Source organism: Variovorax sp. YR634 (assembly GCF_900106655.1).
Classification (GTDB): domain Bacteria; phylum Pseudomonadota; class Gammaproteobacteria; order Burkholderiales; family Burkholderiaceae_C; genus Variovorax.
This window is the reverse complement of record NZ_FNOL01000002.1, coordinates 274,476-298,241: the sequence shown is the minus strand read 5'-3', so window position 1 is coordinate 298,241 and position 23,766 is coordinate 274,476. Positions and strand designations below refer to the sequence as shown.

The window sequence follows — 23,766 nt, the reverse complement described above, 5'->3', positions numbered from 1 at the left end:
TGCTTGCTATGCTGACGGCACAACCACCACCGGAGAGAGAACCCATGAGGATGCAGACCCGTCGCCGCTCGCCCCTGTCCTTTCGTTCCGCGAGAACCGTGCTCGCCCTGTCGCTGGCCTTGTGCGGCATGGCCGGTGCGTCGGCCCAGACTTCGGCTCCTGCGCTCACGCCGCAGCAGCAGCGCTTTCACGACATCTACAAAGAGCTGATCGAGATCAACACCACCCATTCGGTGGGCGACAACACCGTGGCAGCGCGCGCCATGGAAAAGCGCCTGGTCGATGCGGGCTTCGCGCCCGGCGACGTCCAGATCTTCGAACCCTTCCCGAAGAAGGGCAACCTGGTGCTGCGCTTCAAGGGCGACGGCAGCAAGAAGCCGCTGCTGTTGCTGGCCCACATCGACGTGGTCGAGGCCCGGCGCGAAGACTGGAAGACCGATCCCTTCAAGCTGCAGGAAACCGGCGGCTATTTCACCGCCCGCGGCGCCATCGACGACAAGGCCATGGCCGCGGCGCTGGTCTCTGTGGTGGGGCAACTGAAGCAGGAAGGCTTCAAGCCCAAGCGCGACATCATCCTCGCGCTGACCGCCGACGAGGAGCGCGGCGATGCGCTCAGCAACGGCGCCTTCTGGCTCATCAACAACAAGCCCGAGCTGCTGCAGGCGGAGTTCGGCATCAACGAAGGTGGAGGCGGCGAGCTGCGCGGCGGCAAGCCGAACCTGCACCGCATGCAGGTGGCCGAGAAGATGTACACCACCTACATGCTGGAGGCGCGCGACGTGGGCGGCCACAGCTCGGTGCCGACGAAGAACAACCCGATCTATGCGCTCGCGGCGGGCCTGGAGCGCCTGGGCAACTTCAGCTTTCCGGTGAAGCTTGCGGACGTCACCAAGACCTACTTCGCGCGCAGCGCACCGTTCGCCACCGGCCAGCTGGCCGACGACATGCGCGCGGTGGGCAGCGGCAATCCCGATCCCGCGGTCATCGAGCGCATGTCGGCCAATCCGGCCTACAGCGCACAGTTCCGCACCACCTGCGTCGCGACGATGGTGCAGGCCGGCCACGCGGAGAACGCGCTGCCGCAATCGGCCAAGGCCACGGTCAACTGCCGCATCCTGCCGCACGACGACCCCGAGGAAGTGGAGCGCCTGCTGACCCAGGCCATCGGCAACGACAAGATCGTGGTGCGCAACCTGGGCAAGCCGCTGCGCAGCCCGGCGTCGCCGCTGAACGGCGACCTCGTGAAGACGGTGGAGTCGATCACGCAGCAGATGTGGCCGGGCGTGCCCGTGGTGCCTGCCATGAGCACCGGCGCCACCGACAGCCGCTTCATGCGCAACGCGGGCATCCCGATGTACGGCGTGACCGGCATGTTCCTGGAGCCGGCCGATGCGCGGGCGCACGGGCTCGACGAGCGCATCGAGATCCAGCGGCTGTACGACGGCCGCGAGTTCCTGTATCGGCTGGTCAGCGAACTCGCGAAGTAGTAAGCGGCGCCTTCAAGACCCTCAGGGCGTGAAGGTATCGCCCAGCACGATGCCTTCGCGCCGCGGGTCGGCGCCGCCGGTCAGCACCGTCTTGCCACCGACGCTGGTGCGGATGACGGTGCTCACGCCGCTGGACTGCGCCGATACAGACACCTTGTGACCGAGCCCGATCAGGCCGGCGACCAGCGGATCGTTGAGTCCCGAGTTCGTCGCGTCGATGTTCGGATGCTCACCGCCGACGTTGGTGGTTGCGCTGTTGGAGGCGCCGAAGTCGACCAGTGAGGTGGCCTGCTGTGCGTCGAGCCCCCAGTCGAGCGCGCCGACCACCGTCTTCACGACGAACTGGATGATGGTGCCGCCGCCGGGCGAGCCGGTGCCCATGACGAATTCGCCCATGCTTCCGTCGCTCTGCTTCTTGAACACCAGCGTCGGCGCCATCGTGCTGCGCGGGCGCTTGCCCGGCGCGACGCGGTTGGCCACCTTAATGCTTGGGTCGACCGTGTCGTTCGGATTGGCCGAGAAGTCGGTGAGCTGGTTGTTCAGCATGAAGCCCTGCGTCATGTGGAACGAGCCCAGCGTGCTTTCCACCGTGGTGGTCATCGAGACCACGTTGCCCTGCTTGTCGACGATGGTGAAGTGCGTGGTGCCGTGCTCCTCGGTCTTGTCGATGCCCAGCGGCACCGCGCCCAGGTTGCCGGCCTGCGCGACGCCCATGCTCTTCGTCAGGCTGATGAGGCTGGCGCGGCTCTGCAGGTAGGGCTTGTTGATCATCGTGTCGACCGAGCCGCCCGGCAGCGGCACGAAGTCGGTGTCGGCCACGTACTTGTCGCGGTCGGCGTAGGCCAGGCGCTCGGCCTCGCTCACCAGGTGCACGCCCATCACGGTCGGCTTGCCGCCTTCGATGTCGATGGCGGTCGGCTTGTACAGGCCCATGTTGAAGGTCTCGAGAATGCCCAGGCTCGCCACCACCGCGATGCCGCCCGAGGACGGCGGCGACATGCTGCACACGTAGTAGTCGCGGTAGGTGCCGCAGACCGGGTCGCGCCGCTTGGCCTTGTAGTTGGCCAGGTCGGTCAGCGTGGTCATGCCGGGTGTGATGGCCGAGCCGTCGTTCGCGGCGGTGGTGATGCCGATCTTGTCGACGATGCCCTTGGCGACGTCGCCCGTGTAGAAGGCGTTGGCGCCCTGCGTGGCGATGGTGGTCAGCGTCTTCGCGTAAGCCGGGTTCTGCAGCCGCGTGCCCAGCGCCTTCGGCGTGCCGTCGGCGTTGAAGAAGTAGGCCGTGGCTTCGGCGTCGCGCTTCAGGCTCGTGGCCGACGACGAGATGGCAGCAGCCATGCGTCCGCCGATCAGGAAGCCGTCGGAGGCCAGCGTGATGCCGTAGCCGAAGAGGTCTTTCCACGGCAGCTTGCCGTGGTCCTGGTAGGCGAGGTCGAGCATGCGCACTGCGCCGGGCGTGCCGATGGAGCGGCCGCTGGCGCGCGCGCCGCCGGGCAGGGGCGGCGTGGTGTCGGCACCGGTCGGGTCGATGTAGCGCAGGTAGTTCTCGTTGGCGGCGGCAGGCGCGGTTTCGCGGCCGTCGTAGGCCTGCACTTTCTTGGTCGCGGCGTCGTAATAGAGCATGAAGGCGCCGCCGCCCAGGCCGCTGGATTGCGGCTCGACCAGGCCCAGCACGGCCTGCACGGCCACTGCCGCATCGACGGCGCTGCCGCCGGCCTTCAGCACGTCGCAGCCGGCGCGGGTGGCGAGCGGATGGTTGGCCACCACCATGTAAGTCTTGGCATACACCAGCTTGTGGCCCGGCGCATAGCCCGACGCCGCCTCGGGTGCAGCCGGGTCGCCTGCGTCGCCCGAGCCGACCACCACGGATGAATTGCCTGCCGAGGTGAGGCAGCCGTTGTCGGGAGCGGGCGGCTGGTTGGCCGCGTTGATCGCGGCGATGGTTGCAAGAATCGTTGCCGTGTCTTGGGCGTCGTTTCTGGAGGCGCCACCACAGCCCGCCAGGCCCAGCGAGAGGGCGATGGGCGAGAGCGCCCACCAGACGCGTCTGTTGTTTTTGTTCATGTGGATTTCCCGGGTAGGTATGTTGAAAAACCACGGGCGCTCCTCGCGCCCGTAGCCATCTTCAGCACATTCCATTCCAGCAACGTCGGGGTTTGCGCGCAGGCGGGCGCCGCACCGCGTGCCGCGCGCCACAATAGCCGCCATGTCAGACGTGCATTCCGATCAATTGCTGAGCGAAGTCGCGGCCCTGCCGCAGCTGCCCGGCGTCTACCGCTATTTCGATGCGGCGGGCGCGGTGCTCTACGTGGGCAAGGCGCGCAACCTCAAGAAGCGGGTTGCCAACTACTTCCAGAAGAGCCACGGCGGCACCCGCATCGGCCACATGATCTCGAAGATCGTGCGCATGGAAACCACGGTGGTGCGCTCCGAGGCCGAGGCGCTGCTGCTCGAAAACAACCTGATCAAGACGCTCAAGCCGCGCTACAACATCCTGTTCCGCGACGACAAGAGCTATCCCTATCTCAAGATCGCGTCGCACCAGTTCCCCCGGCTGGCCTACTACCGCGGCGCGGTCGACAAGAAGCACCGTTACTTCGGGCCGTACCCGACCGCCTGGGCGGTGAAGGAATCGATACAGCTGCTGCAGAAGGTGTTTCGCCTGCGCACCTGCGAGGACACCGTGTATGCCAACCGCACGCGGCCTTGCCTGCTGTACCAGATCAAGCGCTGCAGCGGGCCGTGCGTCGGCTACATCGCGCCCGAGGCCTACGCGCAGGACGTGGCCAGCGCCGAAGCCTTCCTGATGGGCGACACGCAACTCGTGCTCTCGAAGCTCGAACAGCGCATGACGGCGCATGCCGAGAAGCTCGAGTTCGAGCAGGCGGCCGAACTGCGCAACCAGATGTCGGCCATCTCGCGCGTGCTGCACCAGCAGTCGATCGAGATCGCGTCCGACAAGGACGTGGACATCCTGGCTGTGAAGGTGCAAGGCGGCAAGGCCTGCGTGAACCTCGCGATGGTGCGCGGCGGCCGGCACCTTGGCGACCGGCCGTACTTTCCCGTGCACGTGGAAGACGCGGCGCAGATCCATCACGGCGAACTTGACGACGATGGAGACGATGCGCCGCCCGTTGCCGCCGACCCGATCGAAGTGCAGGTGCTCGAGGCCTTCATCGCGCAGCACTACATCGACGTGCCTGTGCCGGCCACGCTGGTGCTGAGCGAGCAGGTGAGCCGCGAGCTGATCGAGGCGATTTCGCAGCAGGCCGGCGCGCGCGTGACGGCGGTGTTCCAGCCGCACGAGCAGCGCCGGCACTGGCTGGAAATGGCCGAGACCAATGCCAAGCTGCAGCTGGCCCGGCTGCTGGCCGAAGAGGGCTCGCAGCAGGCGCGCACGCGCGCGCTGGTCGATGCGCTCGAATTGGCATCGGACGACCTCGACAACTTCCGCGTCGAATGCTTCGACATCTCGCACACCGCGGGCGAGGCGACGCAGGCCTCGTGCGTGGTGTTCGAGCACCACACCATGCAGAACCGCGAGTACCGCCGCTACAACATCGAAGGCATCACGCCTGGCGACGACTATGCGGCCATGCGCCAGGTGCTGCATCGTCGCTACGGCAAGCTGGCAGAGGCCATGGCGGCCGAGACCGATGCCTTGCCTCCGGGTGACGCCGAAAGCGACGACACAGACGCGCCGCCGAAGCCCCGGACCGCACGCATGCCCGACCTGGTGCTGGTGGACGGCGGCAAGGGGCAGGTGTCGATGGCGCGCGAAGTGTTCGGCGAATTGGGTCTGCCGCTGTCGCTGATCGTCGGGGTCGAGAAGGGCGAGGGCCGCAAGGTCGGGCTCGAAGAACTCGTGTTCGCCGACGGCCGCGAGAAGGTCTACCTGGGCAAAGACTCGGCTGCCCTGATGCTGGTGGCCCAGATCCGCGACGAGGCGCACCGCTTCGCCATCACCGGCATGCGGGCCAAGCGTGCGAAGGTACGCGTCGGCGGCAGCCAGCTCGAAGACATTCCGGGCATCGGGCCGAAGCGGCGTGCGCGGCTGCTGCAGCGCTTCGGCGGCATCCGCGGCGTGGCTGCGGCAAGCGTGGAAGACATCGCGTCGGTCGAGGGCATTGCCTCCGACCTGGCGGAGGAAATCTACAAGGCGTTGCATTGAGGGCGTGACCCCCGAAGGGGGTTACTTCCGCCATGACACAATCAAGCGATGTTCTGGACACTACCGACCATCATGACCTGGACGCGCATCGTCGCGATCCCTTTGATCGTCGGTGTGTTCTACCTGCCGATGGCCGAGCCGATGCGCAACCTGATCGCCACGGTCATGTTCATCGTCTTTGCGGCAACCGACTGGCTCGACGGCTTCCTGGCACGCCGGCTCAATCAGACCTCGGCCTTCGGGGCCTTTCTCGATCCGGTGGCCGACAAGTTCCTGGTGTGCGCCTCGCTGCTGGTGCTGGTGCACCTGAACCGGGCCGACGTGTTCGTGGCGCTGATCATCATCGGCCGCGAGATCGCCATCTCGGCGCTGCGCGAATGGATGGCGCAGATCGGCGCCAGCAAGAGCGTGGCGGTCCACATGATCGGCAAGGTCAAGACGACCGTGCAGATGATCGCCATTCCGTTCCTGCTCTATGACGGGCGCCTGTTCAAGGTGATCGACACCGGCGTCTGGGGCCAGTGGCTGATCTGGATCTCAGCCGTGCTCACCATCTGGTCGATGGTGTACTACCTGCAGAAGGCCATTCCGGAAATCCGGGCCCGCACCAAATGACCTCGGCGGCCACGGCCCCCGGCGGGGGCTGGCTGCGGGCGATGCCGGCGGTCTTCGTGCTGATCTGGAGCACGGGTTTCATCGTCGCGCGCTACGGCATGCCGTATGCGCCACCCCTCAAGTTCCTGGCCGTGCGCTTCGCCTTGTCGCTGGTGTGCTTCGGCGTGTGGGTCGCGCTGGCGCGGGTCGAGTGGCCGAGGCAGCGCGCGCAGTGGGGGCACCTGGCGGTCACGGGCATCCTGATGCAGGCGGGCTACCTGGGTGGCGTGTGGGCCGCGGTGCATGCCGGCATGGGCGCGGGGCTGGTGGCATTGCTGGTCGGCATCCAGCCGGTGCTGACGGCGGTGTGGATGTCGTTCAACGGCGGGCGCATCTCGGGCCGGCAGTGGGCCGGGCTTGTGCTGGGCTTTGCGGGGCTGGTGCTCGTGGTGTCGCGCAAGTTCGGGCAGGGCGCCGAGGTCAATGCGCTGACGATGACACTGGTGGTGATGGCGCTGCTGTGTATCACAGCGGGCACGCTCTATCAGAAGCGCTTCGTCGCGCCCTGCGACGTGCGCAGTGCCAGCGCCGTGCAGATGGCGGCGGCGCTGCTGGTCACGCTGCCGTTCGCTGCGCTGGAGTCTCAAGGCATCGAATGGAACGCGTACTCGGGCGGCGCGATGGCGTGGTCGGTGCTGGCGCTGTCGCTGGGCGGCAGTTCGCTGCTCTACATGCTGATCCAGCGCGGCACGGCGACGGCCGTCACGAGCCTGCTGTACCTGGTGCCGCCCTGCACGGCAGTGATGGCATGGCTGCTGTTCTCCGAGCCGATCACGCTGGTGACAGTGCTGGGCATTGCGCTCACCGCGGTGGGCGTGAGTCTCGTGGTGCGCAGCGGGCGCTGAGCGGCCGGTTTCTTAACGTGCGCCGGCCTTGCCGGGCTTCCAGGGCTCGCCGCGGAACTGCTCCACGAGGTGATCGACCAGCAGGCGCACGCGGCGCGGCGTCTTCGGCCGCCAGGGCGCGATCCAGTGGATGTCAGCTTCCGCCATCGCGTATTGCGGCAGCACGCGCACGAGTTCGCCGCTCGCGAGTTGCGGTGCGATGTCCCACAGGCTGCGCAGCATGACGCCGTGCCCGGCCACGCACCAGTCGCGCACCATCTCGCCCGAGTTGCTGGCCAGCGGCCCTTGAACACGCACGCGCGCCGTGCTGCCGTCGCGCGCATGGCGCAGGGTCCAGAGCGCGTACTGACGCTGGCTGGCATCGCCGTTCTCGCGGGCGACCAGGCAATCGTGCGAAGCCAGTGCCTCGACGGTGGCCGGCGTGCCACGGCGCTTCAGGTAGCCGGGCGACGCCGCCAGCACGCGCTGGTTGCGCGCGATGCGCCGCGAGACCCAGTCGGCCGCATGGCGCTGCTGCACGGCCCAGAGCCAGACCGCGCCGTCGTAGCCTTCGGCACCGAGGTCGGGCAACTGTTCGGTCAACATCAGCTCGATCTGCAGCGCAGGGTGCCGCGCCTGAAAGGCCGCCACCGCCGGTCCGAGCCAGCGCCGGCCGAAGCCGAATGTCGCGGCCAGGCGGACTGTGCCGGTCAGCTCGTTCTGGCGTTCGCCGAGCTCGCTTTCGAGTGCGGCAAAGCCGTCGAGCAGTGTTCGCGCATGCAGGCAGACCGCCTCGCCTTCGGCGGTGACGCTGAGCCGCCGGGTGGTGCGGTCGAACAGGCGCTGGCCCAGGCGGGCTTCGAGCGCGCCCAGCCGCTTGGTGATGACGGAGGGCACGACATCGAGCGTGGCTGCCGCGCCCGCCAGGCTGCCGTGGTCGCGAATGGCCAGTACCAGTGCGAGGTCACCGCGGTCCATCGAGGGTTGATTCATGCCAGATCGGAAAGTATGAATTGGCTGATTGTTGCTTGATGATCGTGGAGGCGCAACGCACAATCGTTCCCGTGACGGCCTCATTTCTTTCCCTTCCCACTTTCGACATCGAGCGCAACGGCGTGCGCATCCACGGCCGTATCGGCGGGAGCGGGGCTCCCTTGCTGCTGCTGCACGGTCATCCGCAGACACATGCGATCTGGCATCGCGTGGCGCCGGCATTGATGGAGCGGTTCACGGTGGTCGCGGTCGACCTGCGCGGCTACGGCGATTCGGGCCGGCCGGCGGTCGATGCCGAACACGCGGTCTACAGCAAGCGGGAGATGGCGCTCGATGCATTCGCCGCCATGCGGTATCACGGCTTCGAGCGCTTCGGCGTGCTGGCGCACGACCGTGGCGCGCGTGTGGCTCATCGGCTCGCGATGGACCATCCCGCAGCAGTCGAGCGCATGCTGCTGCTCGATATTGCACCCACGCTCGCGATGTACGAGCAGACTTCCGAAGCATTTGCCAAGGCCTACTGGCATTGGTTCTTCCTGATTCAGCCGCCGCCGCTGCCCGAGGCGCTGATTGCGTCCGACCCCGTGCGCTACGTGCGCAGCGTAATGGGCGGGCGGCATGCCGGCCTCGCGCCTTTTGCGCCCGAGGTGCTGGCCGAATACGAGCGTTGCGCCGCCATCGCGGGCACCGCCGAATCCATCTGCGAGGACTATCGCGCCTCCGCCACCATCGACCTCGTGCACGACCGCGAAGACATCGCCGCCGGCCGGCAGCTGGCGCAGCCGCTGCGCGTGCTGTGGGGCGAGCATGGTGCAGTCGGCAAGGCCTTCGACGTGCTCGCGCTGTGGCGCGACCGCGCCGCCGATGTGTCGGGCCGTGCGTTGCCGTGCGGCCACTACGTTCCCGAAGAGGCTCCGGACGAGTTGCTCGCCGAGGCCCAGGCATTCTTTCTACCTCTACAACACGCACACGCAGGAGCCAACCCATGAGCACCCACAGAATCGCAGTCATCGCCGGCGACGGCATCGGCAAGGAAACCATGCCCGAGGGCGTGCGCGTGCTCGATGCCGCGGCGCGCAAATTCGGCATCGACCTGAAGTTCGACCACTTCGATTTCTCGAGCTGGGACTACTACGAGAAGCACGGCCAGATGCTGCCCGACAACTGGAAGGACCAGATCGGCGGGCACGACGCCATTTTCTTCGGCGCGGTCGGCTGGCCCGAGAAGATTGCCGACCACGTGTCGCTGTGGGGCTCGCTGCTGATGTTCCGCCGCGAGTTCGACCAATACGTCAACCTGCGTCCGGCACGCCTGATGCCCGGCATCATCGCGCCCGTGGTGCGGCGCGACGGCACGCCGCGCGAGCCCGGCGAGATCGACATGTACATCGTGCGCGAGAACACCGAGGGCGAGTACTCCAGCATTGGCGGGCGCATGTACCAGGGCACGCCGCGCGAGATCGTGGTGCAGGAAACCGTGATGTCGCGCGTGGGCGTCGACCGGGTACTGAAGTTCGCGTTCGAGCTCGCTCAATCGCGGCCGAAGAAGCATCTGACCAGCGCCACCAAGTCGAACGGCATCTCGATCACCATGCCGTACTGGGACGAGCGCGTGGCCGCGATGGGCAAGAACTACCCGGGCATCACGCTCGACAAGTTCCACATCGACATCCTCACCGCGCACTTCGTGCAGCGGCCCGACTTCTTCGACGTGGTGGTGGCGAGCAACCTGTTCGGCGACATCCTGTCGGACCTGGGCCCGGCCTGTACCGGCACCATCGGCATCGCGCCGAGCGCCAATCTCAACCCCGAGCGCACCACGCCTTCGCTGTTCGAACCGGTGCATGGCTCGGCGCCCGACATCGCCGGCAAGGGCATCGCGAACCCGATCGGGCAGATCTGGTGCGGCGCGATGATGCTGGAGTTTCTGGGCCACAAGCAGGCGCACGACGCCATTCTTTCGACCATCGAGAAGGTGCTCGCGCCCCAAAGCGGAGCACCACGCACCCCGGACATCGGCGGGACGGCCAGCACCAGCGACCTCGGCAAGGCGATCGCCGAGGCGCTTTGAAAAAGGAGTTCACGAAAGGCCCCTAAAATCGCGCGCTCCGCTGATCGGCATGGCTCTGTGTCTTATTGACACCCTGCAGACCAGTGGTTGTAATCCTCGCTGGCAGTGCGCTGCCGAGGCGTCAGGCCTGCCAGGCTCTTGAGTCGCACCGTTTGCGGCCAGGTCGCAGCTGACGGAAGCCGACCAACTTTTTTTCTACAAGGGGCCCTTGTGAACAAGACCGAACTGATTGAGCACATCGCAAAGAACGCCGATATTTCCAAAGCCGCAGCGACCCGTGCGCTCGAATCCACCATCGGCGCCATTCGTACCACGCTCAAAAAGGGCGGCTCCGTTTCGCTCGTCGGTTTCGGCACTTTCGCAGTAGGCAAACGCGCGGCTCGCACTGGTCGAAATCCCCGCACCGGCGACGCGATTAAAATCAAGGCAGCCAAGATCCCGAAGTTCCGTCCGGGCAAGGCGCTGAAAGACGCGCTGAACTAAGACGTTAGACTCGGAAAGTATTCCCGGTGGGGTGCTTAGCTCAGTTGGTAGAGCGGCGCCCTTACAAGGCGTAGGTCGGGGGTTCGAGCCCCTCAGCACCCACCACCACCAGATGCAAAGGCGAACACCAGTTCGCCTTTTTTATTGCCGTCCGACAGCCGTCGAAAAAGAGTGTTCAAGCATGTTTGATTTCTTCCGCAAGTACAACAAGATCGTCATGATTTTCTTGTTCTTGCTGATCATTCCCTCGTTCGTGCTCTTCGGTGTCGAGCGCTACCAGGGCTCCGGTCGCGACGAGAAGGTAGCCCGCATCGAGGGCCACGACATCACGAAGCCCGAATGGGATCAGCAGCACCGCGTTGAGACCGATCGCATTCGCCAGCAGATGCCTACTGTTGATCCGACCGTGCTCGAATCGGATGCGTTGCGCTACGCAACGCTAGAACGCATGGTGAAAGAGCGGGTATTGGCGGCAGCAGCGAGCAAGTCAAACCTTGTGATTTCGGATGAACGCATGAAGCGTATCGTCGCCCAAGACCGGGGGCTCGACCGCTATTTCGATAGCGCGAACAAATTCAATGCCGAACTTTTTGCGCAGGAGCAACGCCAATCGGTCGAGCAATACAAGGCCAACGTACGGGCACAGGCGAGCTTGCAACAGGTCGCGCAGGGCATTTCGGATACAGGCTTCACACCGCCGGCACTGGCCGCCACCACCATCAACGCCTTCTACGACAGCCGCGAAATCCAGGTGGCCCGCTTCAGCCCCGAGAGCTTCGCATCGAAGGTGACGGTGAGCGATGCCGACATCGAGACCTACTACAAGGACCACACGGCACAGTTCCAGGCGCCCGAGCAGGCCAGCATCGAGTACCTCGTGCTCGACCTCGAGGCGGCCAAGAAGAACGTCGTCGTGAACGAGGCCGACCTCAAGACCTATTACGAACAGAACGCCTCGCGCTTCGGCACCAAGGAAGAGCGCCGCGCCAGCCACATCCTGATCACCGCGCCAGCCAGCATGTCTGCCGCCGACCGCGAAAAGGCCAAGGCCAAGGCCGAGCAACTGCTGGCCGATGTGAAGAAGGCGCCCAACACCTTCGCCGACTTGGCCAGGAAAAACTCGCAAGATGATCTGACGGCGAAAAGTGGTGGTCAGCTTGACATGGGGCCAAAGGGGAGTCTCATTGCCAAGCCATTGGACGATGCTGTATTCGCGCTCAAGAAGGGCGAAATTGGCAACTTAGTCGAGTCAGAGTTTGGCTTCCATATCGTTCAGCTCAACGAGGTCAAACCAGCGCAGGTGCCGCCCTTCGAGCAAGTGCGCGCGACCATCGAGAACGACATGCGCTCGCAGCAGGCGACACAGGAATTCGCGAAGGCTGCCGAGGCATTCACCGATGCGGTCTACCAGTCGCCCGAGAGCCTCAAGCCGGCTGCCGACAAGCTGAAGCTCACGATCAAGACAGCCGACAACGTCGCGCGCCTGCCTGCACCGGGCGCCGCCGGTCCGCTGGCCAGTCGCAACTTTTTGAGCGCGCTGTTTGCAGCCGACTCGCTTGACCGCAAGCAGAACACCGAAGCGATTGAAGTCGGCCCCAGCCAGCTCGCATCGGGCCGCGTGACGAAGTACACGCCGGCGCACCCGGTGCCGCTGGCCGACGTGAAGGACAAGATCCGTGCGCAGCTCGTCACCGAGCGCGCCGCGGTGCTGGCCAAGACCGAGGGCGAAGCCAAGCTCGCCGCGTGGACCGCCAAGGCGGACGGTGCGACCTTCGGTGCACCCGTGACGGTGTCGCGCCGCGACGCGCAATCGCAGCCGCTGCCGGTCATCGACGCCGCGCTGCGAGCGGATGGCTCCAAGCTGCCCGCGATCGTGGGCGTGGACCTCGGCGTGCAGGGTTATTCCGTGGTCCGCGTGACCAAGATTGTTCCGCGTACGCCGCCACCACCCGAGCTCGCAAAACAGGAGCAGGCGCAGGTCGGCCAGTCCGTGTCCGCGGCTGAAGATGCCGCCTACTACAACATGCTGAAGGACCGCTTCAAGGCTGAGATCCTGGTGCCGAAGCCGGCAGAAACGCTGCCGACTGCTGCGGGCCGCTGATACACACGAGCGTCGCCAGACAAAGCCCGAGCCAATCAAAGGCTCGGGCTTTTTTCATGGCCGCGCGAATTGGTCGCACGAGGGACAAGCGGCGTCTTCGCTTCTTGCCAGAATCCCGTGCATGGGAACCCTCTACCTCGTGCGCCACGGGCAGGCCAGCTTTGGCGCTGCCGACTATGACAACCTGAGCGAACTCGGACATCGCCAAGCTGTTCGCCTCGGTGAGTACTGGCGTGAGCGCGGCATGAAGTTCGATGCCGTCATCACCGGCACGTTGAAGCGCCATCGCCAGACGTGGGAAGGCATCGCCAAGGGCCTTGGTCTCGAGCGCGACGACGTGTTGCCGTGGCCCGGCCTCAACGAGTACGACAGCGAAGCGGTCATCGCCACCATCCACGAAGGCCAGCTGCAGAAGCCCGATTCGCCCGAGATGTACCGTCACCACTTCCGCCTGCTGCGCGAAGGGTTGAGCGCGTGGATGCAGGGCAAGACGGCGCCAGTCGGCATGCCGAGCTATGTCGACTTTCTGGCTGGAGTGACGACGGCGCTCGACCACGTGCGTGACAAGCACCATGGCGCGAAGGTACTGGTGGTGTCGAGCGGAGGGCCGATCAGCACGGCAGTGGGGCATGTGCTCGGTACGAGCTCCGAGACGACGATCGAGCTCAACCTGCGCATCCGCAATACGTCGGTGACCGAGTTCGCCTTCACGCCCAAGCGGCACATGCTCGTGACCTACAACACGCTGCCGCACCTGGATGGTCCGGCGTATGAAGACTGGATCACCTACTCCTGAAGGCTTGCCGCATCAGGCCTGCCAAACGCCGTAGCCGGCCTTGCGCAACGCGATGCCGAGGTCGACCTCCATCAGGCGCGCGTCTTCGTAGGTCATCGGGTTGTAGCGTTCGTAGAGCGCGGGCAGCAAGCGAAGGCCGAACTCCTGCACGAAGGTGTTGGCCTGGATGCCGGCCTTGTGCTTGTCGAAACGGATGTCGGGGTCCAGGCCGGTCATGCCGACGTAGACGAAGGGCTTGCCGAGTTGGTAGTCGGGGTTGGCGCGCCTGAAGCGGCCGTTGTTCCATACGCGGTCGTCGAGTTCGACCACATAGACATGATGCTTGGCGCGTGGTTTGCGGGGCATCACAGTGGCCGTGCGCGCGGAGCGGCACGGCCCCTTTTTTGCATCAGCTCTTGCGCTTGATCAGGCCGTAGATGATGAGCAGCACGATCGCGCCCAGCACGGAGGCGATGAAGCCAGCGCCCTGGCCGGCGGTGTACCAGCCCAGCGATTGGCCGACGTACGTGACGATCAGCGAGCCTGCGACGCCGATGATGGTGGTGACGATGAAGCCTGCGGAGTCGTCGCCCGGCTTGACGGCCCGTGCCACAAGACCCACGACGAACCCGATCAGAATAGTCCAGACGATGCTCATGAAGAAATTCCTTTGGTGGTGAAGTGGTGGAAGTGGCCAGAAGCCATGCCCGTCTGCGCGGGCCGCATTCATGATAGCGGAGCGATATGCGTGCCGGTGCCGGCGATGCACATCGAACAGGCACACGAGAATTTGTGCCGGACTTCGTGACGTGGAGGCTGCGCCGCGTCCTACAGGTCCGCTGCCAGCGCCGCGATACACCGTTCGCATGCTCGAAAAACTGCCCGAAGTCATCGGCCAGGCGCTGCAGGGTGTGCGCGCCGGCTTGGACAACATCGTCTTCAACACTCTCGGCATGCGGGAAGGGATGGCCTCCATTGCGCTCACCAGTGTGGCCTTTGCGGACCATGCGCCGCTGCCGAGGCGCTATACCGCTGATGGCGAAGGCGTATCGCCGCCGCTCCAGTGGACCGGCTTGCCGGCTGGCGCGGCGTCGTTGCTGCTGATTGTGGAAGACGCCGATTCACCCACGCCGAATCCGCTGGTACATGCCATCGTGGTGAATCTTGCGGCGGACAGCGGGGCGCTGGCCGAGGCTGCCATTCCCAGTCAGGGCAACGAGGGCGCGGGATTGCACGTTGGGCGCAATTCGACGCTGCAGGCAGCTTGGCTGCCGCCCGACCCGCCTCCTGGGCACGGGGTCCATCGATACGCGTTCCAGTTGTTTGCGCTTGGAAGCGTTCCGGAGCTTTCAGACACTCCCGGCCGCGACGAAATCGTCGATGCCTTGCACGGACACGCTATTGCCAGCGGACTGTTGATCGGCACGCACGAGAGATCTGATGGCTCGATCAAGATTCAGGAGGGTGTGACCCCGGGCGGGCCAATGGCGGCCGGGTGAAAATGTGGCTTTCAAGCCTCGCCATTGATTGCTGCCGTCAAAACCGCGATTTTTAACGCTACAATCGTAGGCTCTGCGGTGGCTGTAGCTCAGCTGGTAGAGTCCCAGATTGTGATTCTGGTCGTCGTGGGTTCGAGTCCCATCAGCCACCCCAAAAAATATCTCATATCTCCTTTGTGCTATTGCGCAATAGCGCTCAAAGGATCACAGCGCCGGGCTTGCCCCGGCGTTGCCATTTCTGGCCGCCGCAACTTCTTCTTCTGCCTGCGCGCCGCGGACTCTTTTCCCCATCTCACTTGCATATAACGCGTCCAAAGTGGTGCGCTTTATGTTGCGAGTTGTTGCATTAATGCAATGCGCCGCCAATTTTTTCGCGCGGTAAGGTACTTGTGGCAAATGTAAACTGAATTAAAATCCACCCGTTTTCAATTTCAGGAGTCCAACAATGGCTTCGACCCTCGCCGATATCAATTCCCAGATCAAGAAGCATGACGAGCAGATTGCGCAATTGCGCAAGCAGGCTGAAGACCTGCGCAACCAGGAACGCGCAGGCGTGGTTGAAGAGCTGCGCAAGAAGATCGCCGAATACGGTTTGACGGCTTCAGATCTGAAACTTACCGGCCGTGTGGGCGCGGCCAAGCGCAGTGCGGGAGCCGCTCCGGCCAAGGCTGCCGCCAAATACCGCGGCCCGACGGGCGAAACCTGGTCTGGTGGTCGTGGCCGCAAGCCGCGTTGGGTGACTGAGGCATTGGCCGCAGGCAAGTCGCTTTCTGATTACGAGATCAAGTAAGTGCCCCTGTTTTCGCTGGGCAGATGCCCAATAAAAAAGCCCGCATGCGCGGGCTTTTTTATTGGGCGTTGAGGGGTGACGCGCTCAGTTCACCATCACCAGTTTTCCTTTAACGCCGCGCGAACCCATGTGGGCGTATGCGGCCTTCAATTCCGCCATCGGCATCGTGCTGTCGATCACTGGCTTGATCTTTCCCTGACCGTACCAGTGCGCCAATTCCGCCATCATCTGTGCATTGGCCTTGGGTTCTCGCTTGGCGAAATCGCCCCAGAACACGCCGACCAGCGAAGCGCCTTTCAGCAGCGTCAGATTCAATGGCAGCGACGGAATCGGACCGGACGCAAAACCGACGACCAAATAACGGCCGCGCCAGCCGATGGAGCGAAAGGCCGGTTCTGCAAAATCACCGCCCACCGGGTCGTAAATGACGTCCGGTCCTTTGCCATCGGTGGCGGCCTTGATGGCGTCGCGAAAACCGTTGGGCAGCGCATGCGTCGTGTAGTTGATCGTCGCGTCGGCGCCGATGGAACGGCAAAGCTCGCATTTCTCGTCGGTGGAGGCTGCTGCGATCACTTTGGCTCCTGCAGCCTTTGCGATCTGGATGGCCGCCGTGCCCACACCGCCGGCCGCACCGAGCACCAGCACGGTTTCGCCGGCCTTGAGTTGCGCGCGGTCCATCAGTGCATGCCACGATGTGGCATAGATCATGATGAAAGCCGCCGCATCGACGTGACCGAAACCTTCAGGCAGTGGCATGCACAGGGCCGCGGGCGCCAGCGTATGGGTGCCGAAGCCGCCCGTACCCGAAAGGCAGGCCACGTTCTGCCCGACCTTGAGGTGCGTGACACCATCGCCGACCGCCTGGACGACGCCCGCATATTCAGAGCCCGGCACGAAGGGGAGGGGCGGCTTCATCTGGTATTTGTTCTGCACGATCAGCAGATCGGGGAAATTCAGGCTCGCCGCCTTGATTTCGATCAGCACCTGACCCGGGCCCGGTGTCGGTGTCGGCAGTTCTTTCCAGGTCAGCGCGTCGACGCCGGTGGGGTTTTCGCAAAGCCATGCGTGCATGCTCGGGTCTCCTTCGGGTAGGTAATGTTCGGCCAATGAATGCGGGCGATGATAGGTGGCGCGGTGGGGTGGGCTTGTCCCTGCTGCGACGCACCCGACGCCTACAATCTGAGCGCATCCAGGACACCATGAAGATACTAATTTCCAACGACGATGGCTTTCAGGCGCCGGGCATCGTCGCGCTGCACGACGCGCTCAAGGACATCGCCGAGGTCGAGGTGGTTGCACCCGAGCACAACAACAGTGCCAAGTCGAACGCGCTGACCCTGGCGGCACCGCTCTACGTGCGCGAGGCGCACAACGGCTTTCGCTATGTGACCGGCACTCCAGCCGACTGCGTGCACATCGCGCTCAAGGGCCTGCTCGACTATCGGCCCGACCTGGTGGTTTCCGGCATCAACAACGGTGCCAACATGGGCGACGACACCATCTATTCGGGCACGGTCGGTGCGGCGATGGAGGCCTATCTGTTCGGCATTCCGGCCATTGCGTTCTCGCAGATCGAAAAGGGCTGGGCACATGTGGATGCGGCCGCCCAGGTGGCGCGTCGACTGGTGCAGCAGATCGAACGCGAACGCATGCTCGACGGCGGTGCTTTCCTGCTCAACGTGAACGTGCCGAACCTGCCTTTCGACGAGTTGAAGCCCGTCAAGGTCTGCCGGCTCGGCCGTCGCCATGCGGCTGAGAAGGTGATCACGCAGGACAGTCCGCGCGGCGAGACCATGTATTGGATCGCCGGCGCGGGCGGTGCCAAGGACAGCGGCGAAGGCACCGACTTCCATGCCACTGCAGCCGGCCACATCGCGCTGACACCGCTGCAGATCGACCTAACCGACCACGCCAACCTCGGCCAATGGCGCGAGACGGTGGCCCGTCTCGGCAACTGACATGGCCACACAGCGGCCCAGTTTCCCCGTTCGCCTGACACCTACTGCTTCTGCCGCCACGCGTGGGCGCATGCCCGCCGCGCCGGCCAAGCCCTTGGTGCACTCCACGCCCTCGATGGCGTCTGATGCCGTGCGCGCGCGCATGGTGCAGAGGCTTGCAGCACAAGGAATTTCCGATCCGCGCGTTCTGCGCGCAATGGGCGCCGTGGAGCGTCATCGTTTCGTCGACAGTGCGCTGGTCAATCAGGCCTACGAGGACACGAGCCTGCCGATCGGGTTGGGACAGACCATTTCGAAGCCCAACGTGGTGGCCCGCATGATCGAGCTGCTGATGGGTGCACCCGCACTGGCAGGAAAGCCGCAGGACAAACTGGGCCGCGTGCTCGAGATCGGCACCGGTTGCGGTTACCAGGCGGCCGTGCTGAATCATGTGGCGACCGAGGTCTACAGCATCGAGCGCCTGCGTGGCCTGCACGAGCGAGCGCGCGCCAACCTGCGGCACTTCCGGCTGGCCACGGTGCACCTGATGCTGGGCGACGGGATGATCGGCTATGCCAAGGGCGCGCCCTATGCCGGCATCATTGCCGCGGCAGGCGGCGAGGCGGTGCCCGAGGCCTGGATTGCGCAGCTCGCGGTGGGCGGCCGCATCGTGGCGCCAACCCAATCAGCGAGTGGTGGTCAAGCCCTTGTCGTCATCGACAAGACCTCACGGGGACTGGAGCGGCTCATTCTTGAGGCGGTTCACTTTGTCCCCCTAAAATCAGGTATCGCTTGAAGGAATAACAAATGCAGGGTTTTGGCAATCGGAGTTGGTTCGCTGGCGTCACGTTGGCCTTTGTGCTCGTGATCGCGGGCTGTTCCACACCGCGTGGGCCGGCACCGGTCGAAGACCGCGGCACCATGACGCGCGCGCCAGGCGCAGCAGTGCCCGGCGGCCCGCCCATCACCACAGATGCCAACGGCAAGCCACTCGCCGGTATCGAAAACTATGGCAAGCCTGGCTACTACGCTGTGCGCCCGGGCGACACGATCCGCCGTATCGGCAATGAAACCGGCCAGCGCTGGCAGGACATCGTTCGCTGGAACAACATCGATAACCCAGACCTGATCGAAGTCGGCCAGGTGCTGCGCGTGATTCCGCCAGTTGGTTCGGGAACGGCTGTTGCGGCCGCGCCCGCGACGCCTCCGGCCACTTCTTCCGAAGGTGCGGTCACGAAGCCTGTGACGCCGCAGCCTGCGGTGGTGCCTACGACGCCTGCCAGCGGTGCGAGCAAACCACCGGCTCCCGTTACGGCTTCCCCGGCCAGTCCTGGCAGCGGCAACTCGGGTGATGAAGACCTCGGCTGGATCTGGCCCGCCAGCGGTTCGCTGATCGCAGGTTTCGACGAAGCCAAGAACAAGGGCTACGACATCAGTGGCAAGGCGGGCGACCCCGTGCTGGCCGCCGCCGACGGTCGTGTGGTCTATGCAGGCGCAGGCCTGCGTGGCTACGGCAACCTGATCATCCTGAAGCACAACAATACCTACCTCACGGCGTATGCGCACAACCAGACGCTGCTCGTGAAGGAAGACCAGTCGGTTCAGAAGGGCCAGAAGATCGCCGAGATGGGCAACAGCGATGCTGATCGCGTGAAGCTGCATTTCGAGATTCGCCGCCAGGGCAAGCCCGTCGATCCTTCGCGCTACCTGCCCGGCCGGTGATGCCATGGCTGCCTCCCGCCCCCGCCGCACACTGTTGCCTGTGCGCGGGTCGACGGGCAGGGGCAGCAGCCCATCTTCCAGCAAGGGCCAGCGCGAGCTCACCAGCGAGAGCGCTGGTCCCCAAGAAGAAGGCGTAGATCCGTCGTCGACAGACACCGCGCTGCCCAATGGCGTCGCGAGCGAACTGATTGGCGGCGAGGGCGCGGATGCGCTGACCATCTACCTGCGCCAGGTCCGGCGCACCGAGCTCTTCACGCCCGCGCAGGAATACCAGACTGCATGCGCCGCGCGGGCTGGCGACTTCGCCGCGCGCCAATCGATGATCGAGCACAACTTGCGGCTCGTGGTCAACATCGCCAAGAGCTACCTGGGCCGGGGCGTGCCGCTGTCCGACCTCATCGAGGAAGGCAATCTTGGCCTGATGCACGCCATCACCAAGTTCGAGCCCGAACGCGGCTTTCGCTTTTCCACGTATGCGACCTGGTGGATCCGCCAGTCTGTCGAGCGCGCCGTCATGACGCAGGCGCGTGCGATCCGGCTGCCGGTGCACGTGGTGCGCGAACTGCAGCAAGTTCTGAGGGCTCGCCGCACGCTCGAAGGCGACGCCGAATTCCTTGCGCACCGGCCCGACGGCGTGCGCGTGGAAGACATTGCCGCGCTGCTGGGCCGCGAGGTGCAGGCGGTGGCCGACCTGCTGGCCCTGTCCGAGGCCCCGCGCTCGCTGGATGCGGGCGATGCCCGGGGAGACGAGGGCTTCACGCTGGCCGATACCGTGGCTTCTGAAGACGAGCAGAGTAGTCCGACTGGCGTGGCGCACACGCACGAGGTGGAGCGCCTGCTCGACCAATGGGTGCACGCCCTCGATGCGCGCGAACGCGAGGTGCTGGAGGGGCGCTATGGCCTGCACGACCGCGAGCCCGAAACGCTGGAGGTGCTGAGCGTGCGCCTCGGCCTCACGCGCGAGCGTGTACGGCAGATCCAGAACGAGGCGCTGGCCAAGATGCGCCGCCAACTGGCCCGTTCGGGCGTGGGCCGCGACGCGCTGTTCTAGGGGGGCCGGCCACGCTGAGACAATCGGGGGATGACGGAATCCATCGAAGAAAAGAAAGTCCCCACGAATCCCGGCGAAGAATGGCTGCAGGTCGAGTCTCTTGACCTCGATGCGCAGGGCGTGGCGCACAAGGCCGACGGCATGGTCGTGTTCATCGAAGGCGCATTGCCTTTCGAGGAAGTGCAGTTCAATGTCCATCGCCGCAAGAACAACTGGGAGCAGGGCACGGTCACGACCATCCGCCGCGAATCGTCGCAGCGGGTGCGCCCGGGCTGCCCGCATTTCGGCCTGCACACGGGTGCCTGCGGCGGTTGCAAGATGCAGCACCTGGACGCAGCCGCCCAGGTGGCCGTGAAGCAGCGCGCACTGGAAGACAACCTGTGGCACCTCGGCAAGGTCAAACCCGACAACCTGCTGCGGCCGCTCGAAGGGCCGGCCTGGCACTACCGCTACCGTGCGCGTCTTTCGGTGCGCCATGTGGTCAAGAAGGGCACGGTGCTGATCGGTTTTCACGAGCGCAAGAGCCGCTACCTGGCCGACATGCAGGTGTGCCCGGTGCTGCCGAAGCAGGTCAGCGAGATGCTGATGCCGCTGCGCGCGTTGATCGGCTCGATGGATGCGCGCGAGACATGCCCGCAGATCGAGCTGGCCTGTGGTGACGCACCCGATTCCACGCGGCTCGGCACGATCGCTTTGGTGTTGCGTCACCTCGAGCCGCTCTCGCGTGCGGACATCGATCGGTTGAAGGCCTTTGCCGCGGATAACGAAGGCGTCCAGTGGTGGCTGCAGGCCAAGGGGCCGGAAACCGTGAAGCTGCTGGAAGAGGGCGGCACGCCGCTGGCGTATCGGTTGCCGGAGTTCGGCGTCACGATGCCCTTCAAGCCCACCGATTTCACGCAGGTCAATCCGCACATCAATCGGGCGCTGGTGGGCAAGGCGCTGCGCCTGCTCGACGTGCAGTCGGACGAGCGCGTGATCGACTGGTTCTGCGGCCTCGGCAACTTCACCCTGCCGCTGGCGAGCAAGGCGCGCGAGGTGCTGGGCATCGAGGGCAGTGACACGCTGGTGGCGCGCGCGACCGACAACTTCAAGCGAAATCAGCCCGCAACGTCGGCCCGCCGTGCGTTGTCGCCTGCAACCTTCGTGGCGCGCAATTTGTTCGACATGACGCCGGCGATGCTGGTGGCAGATGGCAGCGCCGACAAGTGGCTGGTCGATCCGCCGCGCGAAGGCGCGTTCGCGTTGGCCAAGGCCATGGCCGACCTACACCAGCAGCCCGAGTTGCGCACTGATGGCTGGACGCCGCCCAAGCGCATCGTGTACGTGAGTTGCAATCCCTCAACGCTCGCGCGCGACGCCGGCTTGCTGGTGCACCAGGCGGGCTACCGCTGCACATTCGCGGGGGTGGTCAACATGTTTCCGCACACCGCGCACGTCGAGTCGATAGCGGTCTTCGAGCTGGAATGAAAAAGGGCCCCTCGGGGCCCTTTGTTCTGGTGAGCGCGATTCGCTCGCTTGTTCGTTCGTTCAGTCGCGCTCGCCGCCGAAGATGCCCAGCAGCGCCAGCAGACTCTGGAACACGTTGAACAGGTCGAGGTATAGCGCGAGCGTGGCGCTGATGTAGTTGGTTTCGCCGCCGTCCATGATCTGCTTCAGGTCATAGAGCATGTAGGCAGAGAAGATACCGATGGCAGCCACCGAGATGACCAGCATGCCCGTGGTCGAACCAACGAACACGTTGATGATGGCGCCGAACATCAGCACCAGCGCGCCGACGAACAGGAACTTGCCCATGCCCGACAGGTCGCGCTTGATGACCGTGGCCAGCGAGGCCATCACGAGGAACACGCCGGCGGTGCCGCCGAAGGCCGTCATGATGAGTTCCGAGCCATTCTTGAAGCCGAGCACCATCGCGATCAGGCGCGACAGCATCAGGCCCATGAAGAAGGTGAAGGCCAGCAGCACCGGCACGCCGGCGGCGGAGTTCTTGGTCTTCTCGATGGCGAACATGAAGCCGAAGGCGCCGCCGAGGAAGACGATGAGGCCCAGGCCACTGGTGAGCGAGCGGGTGATGCCGGTGCTCACGCCGACCCAGGCGCCCAGAACGGTGGGCAGCATGCTCAGTGCAAGCAGCCAGTAGGTGTTGCGCAGTACGCGCTGGCGTTCAGCCTGCGCCAGCGGCTGGCCGTAGCCTGTTGAAGTATCTAGGGTGGTAACGCGGTCGTTCATGGCCGGAGCTCCTGTGATTGCTGCAATGACGCAGTTGGGCGCATTCTAGGGGGCTGCAAGAGGGGGTGTCGCAAAGACCGTATGCGGGGTGTTCTCAAGCCCTGAAGACACCCCTGGCAGCATGGCCGTTATGCTGTCGGGTTTTCACGCAAACTGAGCTCATCATGAAGACCAAATCTTTCCTCGAACTCGCCGACGTCAAGGCCGTTGCCGCAGCGGCTGAAGCCGAGGCCCTGAAGAACAACTGGGCGGTGACGATCGCGATCTCGGACGACGCCGGCAACCTGCTCTGGCTGCAGCGCTTGGACGGCGCCGCGGCGCTGTCTTCGCACATCGCTCCTGCCAAGGCGCACACGGCAGCCATGGGCCGGCGCGAAAGCAAGGTCTACGAAGACATCATCAACGGCGGCCGCACGGCGTTCCTGACGGCTCCCGAAGTGCAGGGCTTGCTCGAAGGCGGCGTGCCGATCGTCAAGGACGGCCAGGTGATCGGCGCTGTTGGCGTGAGCGGCGTGAAGTCGAATGAAGATGCCCAGATTGCCAAGGCGGGCATTGCGGCTCTCGGCCTCTGAGTTTTTCTTCCGCACAAAGCAAAACGCCGACTTCGAGGTCGGCGTTTTCTTTTGGGCTGCTTCAGCGTGAAAAAAAGCTTGGCTAGTCGGCGAACCGTTGGCTAGCAAAAAACGACCCTTCGGAGATGAATCTCCTTGAGTCGCCCCACGATGAAACTTGCGCGAAGGGCGGGCTGGACGACTTACTTGGTCAGGATCAGCTTGCCGAGTTTGGTGGCTTGAAGCCGATAGAGAGAACCGTTGTGCATGATGCCCACGGTCTTGCTTCCTTTCAGAAGCTCCGTGCTTTCGACCATCGGCACCGGACGCGTTGCCTGGATGGACGCATGGCCGCCACCCGACTGGTCGAGCGAAGGATGGTTCAGGACAGAAAAGGCATTCGGTGTGGCTGGCATCTGGAGTTCCCT

Annotated in this window: 24 protein-coding genes and 2 tRNA genes; 19 read left to right on the top strand and 7 right to left on the bottom strand. The window is 64.7% G+C overall.

Annotated features, from left to right (window positions below):
- The first annotated feature begins 44 nt into the window (after positions 1-44).
- On the top strand, positions 45-1,487 hold the full coding sequence (locus tag BLV60_RS05625; RefSeq protein WP_093051210.1) for a M20/M25/M40 family metallo-hydrolase: 1,443 nt from the start codon (positions 45-47) through the stop codon (positions 1,485-1,487).
- A 21-nt stretch (positions 1,488-1,508) separates the two neighbouring features.
- Here the strand turns inward: BLV60_RS05625 and ggt are convergent, their stop codons facing one another.
- Positions 1,509-3,551, bottom strand: coding sequence for a gamma-glutamyltransferase (ggt, locus tag BLV60_RS05620; protein WP_093051208.1), 2,043 nt, complete (start codon positions 3,549-3,551; stop codon positions 1,509-1,511).
- 142 nt (positions 3,552-3,693) lie between these two features.
- Between ggt and uvrC the strand changes: the two genes are divergently transcribed.
- Genes uvrC through BLV60_RS05605 form a run of 3 tightly spaced genes read left to right on the top strand, consistent with a single transcriptional unit; the run spans position 3,694 to position 7,157 of the window.
- Positions 3,694-5,658 carry an excinuclease ABC subunit UvrC gene (uvrC, locus tag BLV60_RS05615; protein ID WP_093051205.1) on the top strand — a complete coding sequence of 655 codons (1,965 nt, stop codon included), beginning with the start codon at positions 3,694-3,696 and terminating at the stop codon, positions 5,656-5,658.
- 48 nt (positions 5,659-5,706) lie between these two features.
- Positions 5,707-6,273 carry a CDP-diacylglycerol--glycerol-3-phosphate 3-phosphatidyltransferase gene (gene pgsA / locus BLV60_RS05610; protein ID WP_093051202.1) on the top strand — a complete coding sequence of 189 codons (567 nt, stop codon included), beginning with the start codon at positions 5,707-5,709 and terminating at the stop codon, positions 6,271-6,273.
- The gene (locus BLV60_RS05605; RefSeq protein WP_093051199.1) at positions 6,270-7,157 is read left to right on the top strand and encodes a DMT family transporter; all 888 of its coding nucleotides are present in this window, start codon (positions 6,270-6,272) and stop codon (positions 7,155-7,157) included. The genes pgsA and BLV60_RS05605 overlap by 4 nt, the downstream gene beginning before the upstream one ends.
- 12 nt (positions 7,158-7,169) lie before the next feature.
- On the opposite strand, the gene BLV60_RS05600 is transcribed toward BLV60_RS05605, so the two are convergent.
- Positions 7,170-8,129: a LysR substrate-binding domain-containing protein gene (locus BLV60_RS05600; RefSeq protein ID WP_093051196.1), complete on the bottom strand. Its 960-nt coding sequence runs from the start codon at positions 8,127-8,129 to the stop codon at positions 7,170-7,172.
- Between the two features lie 38 nt (positions 8,130-8,167).
- On the opposite strand from BLV60_RS05600, the gene BLV60_RS05595 reads away from it, so the two are divergent.
- From BLV60_RS05595 to BLV60_RS05570, 6 genes are all read left to right on the top strand, one after another.
- Positions 8,168-9,118, top strand: a complete 951-nt coding sequence (locus BLV60_RS05595; RefSeq protein ID WP_371127354.1) for an alpha/beta fold hydrolase — start codon at positions 8,168-8,170, stop codon at positions 9,116-9,118.
- Complete coding sequence (locus BLV60_RS05590; RefSeq protein WP_093051193.1) at positions 9,115-10,200, top strand: tartrate dehydrogenase; 1,086 nt, start codon at positions 9,115-9,117, stop codon at positions 10,198-10,200. Before BLV60_RS05595 ends, BLV60_RS05590 begins: the two co-directional genes overlap by 4 nt.
- A 210-nt stretch (positions 10,201-10,410) precedes the next feature.
- A complete protein-coding gene (locus BLV60_RS05585; protein WP_007830705.1) occupies positions 10,411-10,683 on the top strand; it encodes an HU family DNA-binding protein in 273 nt (90 codons plus the stop codon).
- A gap of 29 nt (positions 10,684-10,712) precedes the next feature.
- A tRNA-Val gene (locus tag BLV60_RS05580) sits at positions 10,713-10,788 on the top strand.
- A 76-nt stretch (positions 10,789-10,864) separates the two neighbouring features.
- Positions 10,865-12,784 carry a peptidyl-prolyl cis-trans isomerase gene (locus tag BLV60_RS05575; RefSeq protein ID WP_093051190.1) on the top strand — a complete coding sequence of 640 codons (1,920 nt, stop codon included), beginning with the start codon at positions 10,865-10,867 and terminating at the stop codon, positions 12,782-12,784.
- Between the two features lie 121 nt (positions 12,785-12,905).
- Positions 12,906-13,580 carry a histidine phosphatase family protein gene (locus BLV60_RS05570; RefSeq protein ID WP_093051187.1) on the top strand — a complete coding sequence of 225 codons (675 nt, stop codon included), beginning with the start codon at positions 12,906-12,908 and terminating at the stop codon, positions 13,578-13,580.
- Positions 13,581-13,592: 12 nt separating this feature from the next.
- Here BLV60_RS05570 and BLV60_RS05565 read toward each other — a convergent pair whose 3' ends face one another.
- Positions 13,593-13,925, bottom strand: coding sequence for a hypothetical protein (locus BLV60_RS05565; protein WP_093051185.1), 333 nt, complete (start codon positions 13,923-13,925; stop codon positions 13,593-13,595).
- A gap of 43 nt (positions 13,926-13,968) precedes the next feature.
- Complete coding sequence (locus tag BLV60_RS05560) at positions 13,969-14,217, bottom strand: GlsB/YeaQ/YmgE family stress response membrane protein (RefSeq protein WP_007830716.1); 249 nt, start codon at positions 14,215-14,217, stop codon at positions 13,969-13,971.
- 208 nt (positions 14,218-14,425) lie between these two features.
- Between BLV60_RS05560 and BLV60_RS05555 the strand changes: the two genes are divergently transcribed.
- From BLV60_RS05555 to BLV60_RS05545, 3 genes are all read left to right on the top strand, one after another.
- The gene (locus BLV60_RS05555) at positions 14,426-15,058 is read left to right on the top strand and encodes a YbhB/YbcL family Raf kinase inhibitor-like protein (protein WP_093051182.1); all 633 of its coding nucleotides are present in this window, start codon (positions 14,426-14,428) and stop codon (positions 15,056-15,058) included.
- A 78-nt stretch (positions 15,059-15,136) separates the two neighbouring features.
- Positions 15,137-15,212: transfer RNA gene (locus BLV60_RS05550), tRNA-His, on the top strand.
- 291 nt (positions 15,213-15,503) lie between these two features.
- Entirely contained in the window at positions 15,504-15,848 is a 345-nt protein-coding gene (locus tag BLV60_RS05545) for an H-NS histone family protein (protein ID WP_093051178.1), read from the top strand.
- A gap of 84 nt (positions 15,849-15,932) precedes the next feature.
- Here the strand turns inward: BLV60_RS05545 and BLV60_RS05540 are convergent, their stop codons facing one another.
- Complete coding sequence (locus BLV60_RS05540) at positions 15,933-16,919, bottom strand: NADPH:quinone oxidoreductase family protein (RefSeq protein WP_093051175.1); 987 nt, start codon at positions 16,917-16,919, stop codon at positions 15,933-15,935.
- Positions 16,920-17,047: 128 nt separating this feature from the next.
- Between BLV60_RS05540 and surE the strand changes: the two genes are divergently transcribed.
- From surE to rlmD, 5 genes are read left to right on the top strand one after another with little or no spacing between them, the layout of a single operon-like run.
- Complete coding sequence (surE, locus tag BLV60_RS05535; RefSeq protein WP_093051172.1) at positions 17,048-17,806, top strand: 5'/3'-nucleotidase SurE; 759 nt, start codon at positions 17,048-17,050, stop codon at positions 17,804-17,806.
- 1 nt (position 17,807) lies between these two features.
- Positions 17,808-18,581, top strand: a complete 774-nt coding sequence (locus BLV60_RS05530; protein WP_093051169.1) for a protein-L-isoaspartate(D-aspartate) O-methyltransferase — start codon at positions 17,808-17,810, stop codon at positions 18,579-18,581.
- An 11-nt stretch (positions 18,582-18,592) separates the two neighbouring features.
- Positions 18,593-19,507, top strand: coding sequence for a peptidoglycan DD-metalloendopeptidase family protein (locus tag BLV60_RS05525; RefSeq protein ID WP_093051166.1), 915 nt, complete (start codon positions 18,593-18,595; stop codon positions 19,505-19,507).
- Positions 19,508-19,511: 4 nt separating this feature from the next.
- Complete coding sequence (locus BLV60_RS05520; protein ID WP_093051163.1) at positions 19,512-20,558, top strand: sigma-70 family RNA polymerase sigma factor; 1,047 nt, start codon at positions 19,512-19,514, stop codon at positions 20,556-20,558.
- Positions 20,559-20,588: 30 nt separating this feature from the next.
- Entirely contained in the window at positions 20,589-22,025 is a 1,437-nt protein-coding gene (rlmD, locus tag BLV60_RS05515) for a 23S rRNA (uracil(1939)-C(5))-methyltransferase RlmD (RefSeq protein ID WP_093051159.1), read from the top strand.
- Positions 22,026-22,085: 60 nt separating this feature from the next.
- Here rlmD and BLV60_RS05510 read toward each other — a convergent pair whose 3' ends face one another.
- A complete protein-coding gene (locus BLV60_RS05510) occupies positions 22,086-22,787 on the bottom strand; it encodes a Bax inhibitor-1/YccA family protein (protein WP_093051157.1) in 702 nt (233 codons plus the stop codon).
- 164 nt (positions 22,788-22,951) lie between these two features.
- On the opposite strand from BLV60_RS05510, the gene BLV60_RS05505 reads away from it, so the two are divergent.
- Positions 22,952-23,359: a GlcG/HbpS family heme-binding protein gene (locus BLV60_RS05505; RefSeq protein WP_093051154.1), complete on the top strand. Its 408-nt coding sequence runs from the start codon at positions 22,952-22,954 to the stop codon at positions 23,357-23,359.
- A 182-nt stretch (positions 23,360-23,541) separates the two neighbouring features.
- On the opposite strand, the gene hemP is transcribed toward BLV60_RS05505, so the two are convergent.
- The gene (gene hemP, locus BLV60_RS05500; protein WP_093051151.1) at positions 23,542-23,754 is read right to left on the bottom strand and encodes a hemin uptake protein HemP; all 213 of its coding nucleotides are present in this window, start codon (positions 23,752-23,754) and stop codon (positions 23,542-23,544) included.
- Positions 23,755-23,766: the final 12 nt, after the last annotated feature.